Below are 12250 nucleotides of genomic sequence, written 5' to 3' on the forward strand. Positions count from 1 at the left end.
CCTCCTCTAAACTGTTAATTGGTGTTGCTTTAAAATATGCTGAAGTAAATGAGAGCATCCTTCTGTAAGGATGTCATAAACTTCATTAAAATTACCCGTATAATATGGATCAGGCACTTCCTTCCACATTGATGCTGGAACATAATCTGAAAGTAGTGAAATCTCTCCTATACAATTATTTCTTGCTAAATTCATTAAATCCTCTTTATTCTGTGCATCCATAGCAACAATATAACTAAAATATTTAAAGTCATTTTCTGTCACTTTTCGAGCTTTCATACCTTCGCACGTTATACCTTTTTCACTCAATAAACCTTGTGTTCCCTTATGTGGAGGGTGACCTAAATGCCAATCTCCAGTACCAGCTGAGTCTATCATAAATTGTTTATCTAACCCTTTTTCTGTCACTAAATGACGAAAAACAGCCTCAGCCATTGGCGATCGACAAATGTTACCTAAACAGACAAATAATACTTGAATCATCTCAATGTCTCCTTCAAATTATTTACACTTTCTGCCAAAATTTAGCTGTTTCTTTTGTATTCATTCTACACGGTAAATTTTAAAATGAAAAGCAAGCCATTGTGAATAATTTATGACCAGTATAAATAAGATAAAAGTTATAATGCTTATTTTTTACATAATAGCTATGATTACACTCTTTTTTTTAAAATAATTTTAATGACTATCTAAAAAGTTAACTTTGTTAATGTTTTTCGTGATTCTTACACAGTTTCCATTAACAATGACCAAATTTTTTTTAATTTTTACTGATAAATTAATTGTATTTTTAAAAGACCTTGACTATATTTAGTAAAGACAACTAAATGTAAGCTAAAACCACAAGGGGAGCCATTTGGCTGAGAGTGAATAGATTAGCTATTCTTACCCTCTGAACCTGTTAGTTAATACTAACGTAGGGATGTGGCACGATGAAAAAGCAATTCCGGGATCATCATGCTACCCAGTATTGCTTTTTTTATTTATTCCTACTGAAATCTCCTTACAAAGAGCTTCACTACATAAGTTGTCCACAGATAAAGGGGGAAATATATATGAAGACATCAAAGATTCGATTAATGACAGAAATAGCAATGTGTGCAGCACTAGCAATCATTTTTGATTTCTTACCATTATTTACTGCACCTCAAGGTGGCTCTGTATCATTATCAATGATTCCAGTTTTTCTAATTGCTTTTCGTTGGGGATTAAAACAAGGATTAATTACTGGTCTATTATTAGCAGCACTACAAATCGTTACAAAACTATATTTTGTTCATCCAATCCAAGTATTTTTAGACTATATTGCAGCATTTACAAGTCTCGGGTTAGCTGGTCTTGTATATAAACAAATAAAAAATAGTTTAGCAAATGGCAATAAAAAAAGTGCAGCGGCGTATATAATTTTAGGAACTTTTATCGGTTCACTAGCTCGATTCATCTGCCACTTTATTGCTGGGATCGTGTTTTACGGTTCATACGCTCCAAAGGGTACACCAGTTTCTCTTTATTCATTAATATATAATGCTTGGTACATGGTTCCTTCTTTTATTATTAGTGCAGTTCTATTAATCATTTTACTTTCTTCTGCACCAGTTCTTGTTCATGTTAAAAAGAACCGAAATCAAGCAGCATAAGTTTTTAGCCAGTCTAAAGTTCCAACGCATTCAAATAAGTATGTACAAGATACCCCACCGAGTAGTCTTTTTATTACTTAGATGGGGTATTTACTTTCATTTTAACATCTATATAGGAAGTTTCTGATTTTAAAGTGGTGCATCTACTAATGTCCATGTTAATGTTGTTTTATATTTGGCACCTACTTCTTTATAAGCTGCTCCAGGCACGAAAAGGGTTATGCTAGAAGGATTCTGTCCATATGCAATAGTCCATGTTCCAAGTCCCTTTCCTTCATCTGCAAAAGCTAGTTTCTGGGCACCGCCACCGGGAACCAATGTCACTGTATTAGCTACTGGTTTATACTGCGCATGAGTGGATGAGTTTAAAATAGGATTATTTAATTTTAAAACCGCACCTGTTAATTCATTATTCCCACTCTTGAATTGTTCATTTTGCTGCACTGTTAGTTTCCATCCAGTTTTTATTCTACGATGGTCTGTTACTTGAATAAAATTTGGTACTTTAATGATCGAACCATCTGAAGTTTGTTTTACTTCATCTAATTGAGCAGTATAAACTTCATTTTTACCTGATGCTTCCTGCGCACCAAAATGGAAATTTGACACATAGTCAATACTTAACGAACTCTTTATTCCAGGTTCATGAGGATTCTCTGGGTCAGTTGGGTTAACTGGCTCGACTGGACTTGTTGGATTTGTTGGATTGACTGGATTTTTTGTTTCTGCCGTTACTGTTACATTTGTATCTGTACTTGTATTACCTGCGACATCTGTTGCAGTTGCACTCACTACATCCCCCGCATACAACGTCCACGGCGTTACGGATACCGAATAAGTACCATCTGCTTTGGCTTTTGTCGTTAGAATTGAATGATCTGGTAAAGTTATCTTTACTGTACTATTTGCTTCCACAGTTCCCGTTATACTTGTGCTTACATCCGATATTGGGTTCACAACTGGCGGTAAAATAGTTTTGTCTACTGTAAAGTGTAGAATTGTTTGATTACCTGCTTTATCAGTGATGACTAATGTGTGTTCACCATCAGCTGGGTTTATTGTGCCAGAAGAAATGGTTGTCCCATTTAATTTAGCTGTATCAATACCACTTAGTGCATCACTGAAAGTAATATTTGTTGCTGTTTTTTTATTATATAATTGCCCGTCAGTATAGTTAGTAATAGGTGCTTCTTTATCAATCCTTACTGTAAATTTAGCTCCTGGATCGGTTACTGGATTACTTTGGTTTCCGGAATCATCTTTTGCTCTAATTAGAATATTTGTCGTACCTTGGGTTGAAACTGTATAATCAACGCCTGTTGAGGTGGCATTACTTAAACCGGCTTTACTCCACGTGTTACCACTATCTGTTGAAACTTCGTACGAAGTTGGATCGACACCATAATCGTCAGTTGCTGTAAAGTGAATTGTCGTGTTTTTATTGGTCCACGATGCACCACCTTTGTAACCTTCTGGTATGGTAATAGTAGCATTTGTTATTTTTGGTGCCTTAGTATCTAGTACTGTAACAGAAACATGATCAACCTGAAAGATTTGAAATCCACTACCATCAAGAGCATCTTTTATACCGTCTTCAAAATAAATTCTAAAATTTACTTTATTTCCGATCGCAGTGAAAGTAGTCGTTACATTTTGAGGTCCTGTGTATTCTCTCCATTCTTTATCTGTCGTTAGAGCGGTATTACTTTCTGTGTCAGATACAAACCAAGAATACCTAGGATCGGTATTTGCATTTTGAATAAGTTTAAAAGGAAACTTTAAAATATAAGTTTGTCCTGGAATTGTGTTAATAGTTTGGTTCATTGCTATAAACTCTTGAGAACCTGACGAGTTTAATACTTTTAATAAAATCCCACCCCCTGGAACAGGTTTAACATAACTTTTTGGGTTGACATCACCATAAACCTTATACCAGCCGTCACCTTGATCCTCTAAATTGAAGCTATAAGGACCTAGACTTTGGCTTTTATTTAAATACGCCACAAATGACCAATTTGGAAAAGTAGTTGTTTGACTATCAAAATTAAATGTAGGGTTTTGGACCAAGTTTGGAAATGTTGCTGCTTCTGTAATAGTTGGTTTAAGTAATCCCTTTAATCCAAGTAGTCTCGGTTGCGTCCCACTCGTCATGAAGACAAAAATGGAAGCTAATACAGTCGCTTTAAAAAGTAGCTTTCTTTTTTTTACCATTATGTTTCTCCATTCCAAAATAATTTTCTCTACTCTTTTTCTATTTTCTTTAAACGTCTAGAAAGAGTCTTCTGTCGGATGAATTACTGTTAAATATGTGAAAAATGTAACATGATTATCTTCGATGGTTCAACGACATTTTTTACCTATATCAACGGTAATCACGTTGAGTTTTAACTTGTTTTTTGTTTGAGAAGTTCTTCTTAATATTTTAGGTTTAACTGCTACAAATGGTGATGTCACTTGCTTTTAGTTAGATTGATCCAACCAAATAGTAAAAACATTCTATCCACATTTTAAATATGCATTTAAATTTTGAACACTTTGTGAATTTTGGTTATCTGTCCATTTCTTCAATCATATATATGAATACAGAAAAGTTTCGAAGGGGGTTTTAACATTGGTCTATGATGTAATCATCTTTTTCTTTTTTGTAATTATTCTTCTTGGTATGATTGGCTCATTATTTTTATTATTGAAAAAAGCTTTAAATGAGGATGATGCTTTGAGAATTGACCCTAAGTCCGCCCTTCCTGAAGAGAGCGTACATTCATCGCTAAAATAACCTCATCTAACTAGATGAGGTTTTTTGTTTTTTCCTTACATATAGGCCGGTTTTGAGTAAGGTATTTTCGTCTATATGTTTTTTAATTACTCATGATCCTTTTATGAGTATGCTATATTCATCTTTTTGCTTTTTTACTTACTCATGAACCCTTTATGAGTTACTATATTTCATCTTTTTGCTTTTTTACTTACTCGTGAACCCTTTATGAGTTACTATATTTCATCTTTTTGCTTTTTTACTTACTCATGAACCCTTTATGAGTTACTATATTTCATCTTTTTGCTTTTTTACTTACTAATGAACCCTTTATGAGTTACTATATTTCATCTTTTTGCTTTTTTACTTACTCATGAACCCTCTATGAGTTACTATATTTCATCTTTTTGCTTTTTTACTTACTCATGGACCACTTATGAGTTATTATATTTCATCTTTTTGCTTTTTTACTTACTCATGAACCCTTTAGGAGTTACTATAATCTTTTTGCTTTTTTACTTACTCATAAACCTGTTAAGAGTATGTTATTTTTATATTCTTTCTATTTCTGTTATGAGTAAGTACTTTTCATCTTCTAATCTCCATCCAAACCTCAAATAGGATGAATTTTTTTATTTCAATATAAAGCTATTTACAATTTAACGTTAATTTTACTAATTGTTGTCTTAGCTATCAAATATTACCATGACTATTTTTCCTCATTATCAGTTAAGATGGTTTATATGGTTTTTTAATCTTTTACATCATTTAGAGGAGGGGTTTAATGGATACATCATCCATCTCAAAAACGACTGTTGATGTGCTAAATAAGCAAATAGCAGACTGGAATATTCTATTTGTAAAGTTACATAACTATCATTGGTATGTAAAAGGTCCAAATTTTTTCACTCTACACACTAAATTTGAGGAATTTTACAATGAGGCAAGTTTACATATTGATGAGCTAGCAGAGCGAGTGTTAATAATTGGTGGAAAACCACTAGCTACAATGAGAGAGTATCTTGATACTTCAAGCCTTAAAGAAGCAAATAAGAATATTACTTCTGATGAAATGGTCCAAGACATTACGAAGGACTATAATTATTTAATTGAAGAATTAAAAGATGGTATGGAAATTACAGAGTCTGAAAATGATTCAGTTACTCATGATTTACTATTAGCCATTCGAGAACAACTTGCAAAGCATGTTTGGATGTTAACAGCCTACTTAAATTGAGTTAAGATTTAAGCTTAAATTAAGAAAAGCAGTGTAAAATAAAATGGATTATTCATCCTTTTATCTTTATACTGCTTTTTTTCTTTCCTAATTTATCTAAAATTAAAGTTTAGTAGACATATATTTTTAATGTAATTCTTACTTTTTCGTGTGAAAATAGGTATTTTTGACTAGGGATTTCAAACTACAAATTGTACACCGGAAATATATTTTCCACTAAATTATTTCAATTTCCGACAAAAACCTCTTTTATTCTCCTTTATTTTCAAACACATCTTTATATCTACTCTTCAAACCGTTTTGGAAACGTTTTCATTTTGTATTTTCCTTACTCTCCCTTATTTTATTTAATCTATCAACCTTTCTATCGAATTATAGTGACATTTTTTCCCTATTAATTTACTAGTTAATCCGAAATTCGAATGAATTTTAGTCAAAAAGGACTATATATTACAGAGAATGTTTTCATATTGAAACATTCGCGTAATAATATTATACTTATGAAAATTCAAAATATATCAATAATTTTGCTCATGAAATCTCGAAAGGAGACACGAAATGTCAAAACCTCTTTTGGAAATCGAACATTTAACGACATCGTTTCGTATAAACAACCATTACTATCCTGCTGTGGATGATGTATCACTAACTGTCCATGAAAATGAAGTTCTTGCAATTGTGGGTGAATCAGGCTGCGGTAAAAGTGCACTAGCCCTATCAATCCTAGGACTACATTCAAATAATCGTACAAAAATGAATGGATCAATCTCTTACAAAGGTACAAATTTACTAACGCTAAATGATAGTAAGTTGAATAAAATTCGAGGGAAGGAAATCGGAATGATTTTCCAAGAACCTCTTACTGCTCTAAATCCTTTAATGACGATTGGTAAACAAATTGAAGAAAATTTAGATTTTCATACTGATCTTTCACGCTCACAAAAAAAGGAGCGTGCATTAGAGTTATTAGATCAAGTTGGAATTCCAAAGCCAGAGGTTACTTATAAACAGTACCCGCATGAATTATCTGGTGGTATGAGACAACGTGCTATGATTTCAATTGCCATTGCATGTAACCCCTCGTTCATTATTGCAGACGAGCCAACTACTGCTTTAGATGTAACGATACAAGCTCAAATATTAGATTTATTAAAAGAAATACAAAAGAAAACGAAGCTAGGCATCATTTTAATTACGCATGACTTAAGTGTTGTTGCAGAAGTAGCAGACCGTGTTGCTGTTATGTATGCTGGACAAATTATTGAGACTGGTTCAGTAGAAGAAATACTAAATAATCCACTACACCCATATACGCGCTCACTATTAAACTCTATTCCTACTACTCATTCAAAAAATCAACGACTTCATATTATTGAAGGTACAGTTCCACCATTAGACAAACTACCTAGAACAGGCTGCCGATTCAGCCATCGTATTCCTTGGATTCAAAATTATGCTCATGAAAATCAACCTATCTTGCACGAAGTTACACCAAATCATTATGTACGTTGTTCTTGTTATAAGCATTTCCATTTCAAGAACGAGAAAGGAGCACCGATCGTAAATGTCTCTATTAAAGGTTGATAACTTAAAAGTACATTACCCTATTCGTGGTGGTATTTTTCGAACAGTTGTAGATCATGTTCGAGCTGTTGATGGAATTTCATTTGAACTAAACGAAGGCGAGACATATGGCCTAATTGGAGAATCAGGTAGTGGAAAATCTACTGCAGGCAAGGCAATTCTTCAATTAGCAAAGGCTACGAATGGAAGTATTAATTTTTTAGACAATGACTTAATAACGCTAAATAAAAAGCAATTGCGAGCATTTCGACAAGAGATTCAAATGATATTTCAAGACCCATACTCTTCTTTAAATCCTAAAAAGAGAATTATTGATTTAGTTGCAGAACCTCTAAGAAACTATGAAACTTTAACTGCTGAAGAAGAACGTGAAAGAGTACTTTACTACCTTGATAAAGTTGGATTATCTCCAGAATCACTATATAAGTATCCACATGAATTTTCTGGTGGGCAACGTCAACGAATTGGGATTGCTAGAGCTTTAACTTTACAACCTAAGTTAATAGTTGCAGATGAGCCTGTTTCCGCTTTGGATGTTTCAGTACAAGCACAAGTACTTAATTTCTTACAAGATTTACAAGAAGAATTCAAACTAACTTATTTATTTATCGGCCATGACTTAGGCGTTATTCGCCATTTATGTGATCGAATTGGTGTTATGTATCGAGGGAGACTTGTTGAGGAAGGCACTACTGAAGATATCTTAAACAACCCACAACATATATACACTAAACGCTTAATTGCAGCAATACCAGATATTCGTCCAGAAGTTCGAGAAGAAAAAATTAGAGAAAGACAAGAAGTTAGAAAAGAATATCAACAAAATGCTTCTTCTTACTTTGATGAAAACGGTCGACCATTTGATTTAAAACCAATCTCAGATACTCATCGAGTAGCATTACCTTAGAAAGGAGTAACGAATATGTTAAAATTTGTCATTCGCCGTATACTCATCATGATTCCTCAGCTTCTTATCTTGAGTATACTAATCTTTGCACTAGCTAAAGCAATGCCTGGTGATGCGCTTACTGGACGATCGATTAACCCAAAAGCTAATCCACAAGAAATTGAAAAAATTCGTGAAGAAATGGGTTTAAATGATCCTGCTTATGTTCAGTATTATCATTGGATTAAAAATGTTGCAAAAGGAGATTTTGGTGTTTCCTATACACATAAAATCAATGTAGTTGATGTAATTGGTGACCGTATTGGAAATACTGTTTTACTTGCCCTCTGCGTGTTTATTGTAACTTATTTACTGGCAATTCCACTTGGTATTATTAGTGGACGCTATAGTGACACCTGGGCGGATAAGCTGATAACCGGATATAACTATTTAGGTTTTGCTACCCCTCTATTTATTTTTGGAATTGTTATGCTGTTTGTTTTTGGATTTTATTTTGATCTTTTCCCAACGGGCGGTAGCGTAGACCCTACGATTGCTGATGGAACTTTTGCTTATTATGTAAGCAAATTAGATCATCTTGTTTTACCAACTTTATCAGGTGCACTTATTTCAACTGTTGGAATTTCTCAATATTTGCGTAGTGAAATTATTGATACAAAAGTAAAAGATTTTGTCAGAACAGCTAGATCAAAAGGTGTTCCAGAATCAAAGGTTTATTCTCGACACGTTTTACGAAATTCATTTTTACCAATCGCTGCATTTTTAGGTTATGAGATTACTGGTTTAATAGCTGGTTCTGTATTTTTAGAATCAATTTTTGGCTATCCAGGAATTGGGCAACTGTTCGTTAAATCCGTTATGTTACGTGATTTTACCGTTGTAAATGCGCTTGTTTTAATGACATGTCTTGCAACACTTTTCGGAACATTAATCTCAGATATTATTCTAAGCATCGTAGATCCACGTATACGGATTGAATAGGGTAGGTGAAATTTATGGAATTAAAAATCGAAAATCAAACTCATATTACAGAGCAACGAAAAAGTCCATCTGGATTTAGTGTCATTTGGGCAGAATTTAGACGAGATAAGTTAGCTTTAGGTTCTCTTATCGTACTTGGCCTAATAATAATAGGTGTGTATGCTACTTCTCTTATTCTAGATCAAAATCAAATTGTTAAAGTCGACTTTCTATCAATCTATCAGCCTCCTTCCTCTACTCATTGGTTAGGTACTGACTACGGGGGACGCGATATATTTGGACAACTAATAATTGGGACTAGAAATTCCTTTACGATTGGATTTTTTATCACAATTATTACAAATCTACTTGGCCTAGCATTAGGTTTAATAGCTGGCTATTTCGGTGGTTGGGTAGACAGTGTCGTTATGCGTATTATTGACTTTTTCCTATCCCTACCAACATTAATGCTAATTATTGTATTCGTAACAGTTGTACCTAAATTCTCAATCATAAATTTTGTCCTTATTATGAGCCTTTTTTTATGGACAGGTAAGGCAAGATTAATTCGTTCAAAAGTTTTATCAGAGAGCGAATTAGATTATGTGGCTGCAGCTAAAGCAATTGGCACGCCGAATTGGAAAATCATTATCTCACACGTTTTACCAAATGTAAGTTCATTAATTATCGTTGCATTCACTTTAAACCTAGCAGGAAATATTGGAATCGAATCTGGTCTAACCTTCCTTGGATTTGGTTTACCAGAAAGTACACCAAGTTTAGGAACACTAGTTAGTTATGCAACAAATCCTGATGTTTTACAAAATAAGCTGTGGATATGGTTACCTGCATCGTGCATGATTTTAGTGCTCATGCTGAGTATAAATTTCATCGGTGAAGCGCTAAAGCGTGCAGCTGATGCTAGACAAAGAAGAGGATAATTAAAAAATAAGGAGAGTGGAAATATGAAAAATGCAAAAAGCTTTACTAAAGTATTAAGCGCAATGGCAGTATCTATGATGATTCTTTCAGCATGTAAAGGCGGCGACACAAAGACTTCAACTACTACTAAGCAAGTCGATCAAGCTGCTTTTCCAATCAAAGTAACAAATAACAAAAAATCTGTTTCAGGTGGCATTTTAAAATATGGTTTAGTTTCAGATACGCCATTTGAAGGTATCTTAAATACAATTTTCTATGAAGGCGATCCAGATTCTCAAGTTCTTCAATTCTTTGATGAAGCACTTCTTTCAACAGATGAAAACTATATTTATGACCAAGATGGTGCTGCTACATATAAATTAAGCGATGACAAAAAGACAATCACATTAAAAATCCGCGATAATGTAAATTGGACGAATGGAGATCCAGTTACAGCAGAGGATTTAGAATATGCTTATCTTGTAATTGGTAATCCAAAATATACAGGTGTACGTTATGACTCACAAATGTCTATGATTGAAGGTATGGAAGATTATCATAACGGAAAGGCAAAAAATATTTCCGGAGTTAAAGTAATTGATCCTAAAACAATTTCAATTACCTTCAAAGAAGCTAACCCTTCTGTACTTACTGGATTATGGACTAACCCACTACCTAAGAAATACTTAGGCAATGTGCCAATCGATAAATTAGCATCATCAGACCAAATTCGTAAAGCTCCTATCGGCTTTGGACCATTTAAAATTAAAAAGATCACTCCAGGTGAAGCTGTAGAATTTGAAGCGAATAAAGATTACTGGAACGGTGCTCCAAAACTTGACGGTGTACTTTTAAAAGTTGTTAACCCAACTATTGCTACATCTTCTCTAGCAAACGGAGATATCGATATCGCTTCTGTTTCAGCTGACCAATTCGATCAAGCTAAAAAATTAAAAAATATCCAATTAATCGGTAAAACAGAGTTAGCTTACTCTTACATCGGATTTAAATTAGGTCATTACGATGCGAAAAATGGTGTAAACGTAATGGATAATCCAAAATTCCAAGATAAGCGTGTACGTCAAGCAATGGCTTATGCCCTTGATAATAAAGCAGTTGGGGAAAAATTATACAAAGGATTACGAGTGCCTGCAACTTCTGTAATTCCACCATCATTCCCTAAATACTTTGATAAAGCATTAAAAGGATATACTCACGATCCTGAAAAAGCTAAAAAATTACTAGACGAAGCTGGTTACAAAGATGTAACTGGAGATGGTTTACGTGAAGATCCAAACGGAAAACCATTTAAAATCAACTTCGCTTCTATGAGTGGTGGCGATATCGCTGAACCATTAGCTCAATTCTACTTACAATCTTGGAAAGAAGTTGGCTTAGATGTTCAATTATTAGATGGACGTTTACATGAGTTCAACTCATTCTACGATATGGTAGAAAAAGATAATCCAAAAATCGATATTTTCGCAGCTGCTTGGGGAACAGGTTCTGACCCAGACCCATCTGGAATTTGGGCTAAAAATGCACCATTCAACTACGTTCGTTGGGTAAATAACGACAATGATAAACTATTAAAAGAAGGTATTTCAGCAAAAGCATTTGATGAAAAATACCGTCAAGATGTATATGATAAATGGCAAGAGCTTGTAAATGACGAAGTGCCAGTTATCCCTACTCTATTCCGCTTCGGTTTAGATGGCGTTAATAAGCGCGTTAAAGGCTACGACTTAACAGCTGGTCAAGGCTTCCAAGGTCACTTACAAGACATCTCTGTAACAAGTAAAGAGTCTGAAAAAAATAAATAAGCAGTAAAAATGTAGCTGTCCCTTAAGTCAATGCACTTTTGGGACGGTTCTTTTTTGTGTATAACTCATACCTGATTCTAAAGAATAGATAGCCATAACAGTAAAAATGTGGATAAGTAATCCCCCCATTCCATTCTTTAAAAGGTTATTAACAAGAACTTGCGTACATTTGTTGATATTTAATGGAGAATCAGCTAAAAACAGTAAATTGTTCATCAAAACAGTGGATAAGTAACAGCTCTCCTCATCAAATCAAAAAAAATATTAACGAAAATATGCACACTGTTGATAAAATTGTGAACTTTGTTAATAAAGCAGTAATTTTTATTCAATAAATTTGTGGGTACGATTTAATGTTGGGTTTGTGTGAGCTGAAATAAGTAGATTCAATTTTAACAAGCATGAACGATATGTGGACAATGTTGA

10 protein-coding genes and 1 riboswitch are annotated in these 12250 nt (G+C 33.8%); of the genes, 8 read left to right on the forward strand and 2 right to left on the reverse strand.

The annotated features are described in order from the left end of the window. Positions 1-6: 6 nt before the first annotated feature. Positions 7-483, reverse strand: coding sequence for a low molecular weight protein-tyrosine-phosphatase (locus COI44_RS12155; protein WP_098428186.1), 477 nt, complete (start codon positions 481-483; stop codon positions 7-9). A 352-nt stretch (positions 484-835) separates the two neighbouring features. Further along, a riboswitch (TPP riboswitch) is annotated at positions 836-940 on the forward strand. 115 nt (positions 941-1055) lie between these two features. Here COI44_RS12155 and thiT point away from each other — a divergent pair. After that, positions 1056-1637, forward strand: coding sequence for an energy-coupled thiamine transporter ThiT (gene thiT, locus COI44_RS12160; protein WP_098428187.1), 582 nt, complete (start codon positions 1056-1058; stop codon positions 1635-1637). A gap of 129 nt (positions 1638-1766) precedes the next feature. Here thiT and COI44_RS12165 read toward each other — a convergent pair whose 3' ends face one another. Further along, entirely contained in the window at positions 1767-3848 is a 2082-nt protein-coding gene (locus tag COI44_RS12165; RefSeq protein WP_286163896.1) for a WxL domain-containing protein, read from the reverse strand. Positions 3849-4248: 400 nt separating this feature from the next. On the opposite strand from COI44_RS12165, the gene COI44_RS24185 reads away from it, so the two are divergent. The 7 genes from COI44_RS24185 to opp4A all read left to right on the forward strand — a co-directional run bounded on the left by COI44_RS24185 (position 4249) and on the right by opp4A (position 11824). Then, positions 4249-4413, forward strand: a complete 165-nt coding sequence (locus COI44_RS24185) for a hypothetical protein (RefSeq protein ID WP_179887101.1) — start codon at positions 4249-4251, stop codon at positions 4411-4413. Positions 4414-5191: 778 nt separating this feature from the next. After that, positions 5192-5629 (forward strand): Dps family protein, encoded by a 438-nt coding sequence (locus tag COI44_RS12170; protein ID WP_098428266.1) that lies wholly within the window; start codon positions 5192-5194, stop codon positions 5627-5629. Between the two features lie 558 nt (positions 5630-6187). Next, positions 6188-7213 carry an ABC transporter ATP-binding protein gene (locus COI44_RS12175; RefSeq protein WP_098428188.1) on the forward strand — a complete coding sequence of 342 codons (1026 nt, stop codon included), beginning with the start codon at positions 6188-6190 and terminating at the stop codon, positions 7211-7213. After that, complete coding sequence (locus tag COI44_RS12180; protein ID WP_098428189.1) at positions 7194-8120, forward strand: ABC transporter ATP-binding protein; 927 nt, start codon at positions 7194-7196, stop codon at positions 8118-8120. Before COI44_RS12175 ends, COI44_RS12180 begins: the two co-directional genes overlap by 20 nt. A gap of 15 nt (positions 8121-8135) precedes the next feature. Continuing rightward, on the forward strand, positions 8136-9101 hold the full coding sequence (gene opp4B, locus COI44_RS12185) for an oligopeptide ABC transporter permease (RefSeq protein WP_098428190.1): 966 nt from the start codon (positions 8136-8138) through the stop codon (positions 9099-9101). A gap of 14 nt (positions 9102-9115) precedes the next feature. Continuing rightward, positions 9116-10021 (forward strand): ABC transporter permease, encoded by a 906-nt coding sequence (locus COI44_RS12190; protein ID WP_098428191.1) that lies wholly within the window; start codon positions 9116-9118, stop codon positions 10019-10021. Between the two features lie 24 nt (positions 10022-10045). Next, on the forward strand, positions 10046-11824 hold the full coding sequence (gene opp4A / locus COI44_RS12195; protein ID WP_098428192.1) for an oligopeptide ABC transporter substrate-binding protein: 1779 nt from the start codon (positions 10046-10048) through the stop codon (positions 11822-11824). The last annotated feature ends 426 nt before the right edge of the window (positions 11825-12250 follow it).

It is taken from the genome of Bacillus sp. AFS088145, assembly GCF_002564465.1.
Taxonomy (GTDB): Bacteria; Bacillota; Bacilli; order Bacillales; family Bacillaceae_G; genus Gottfriedia.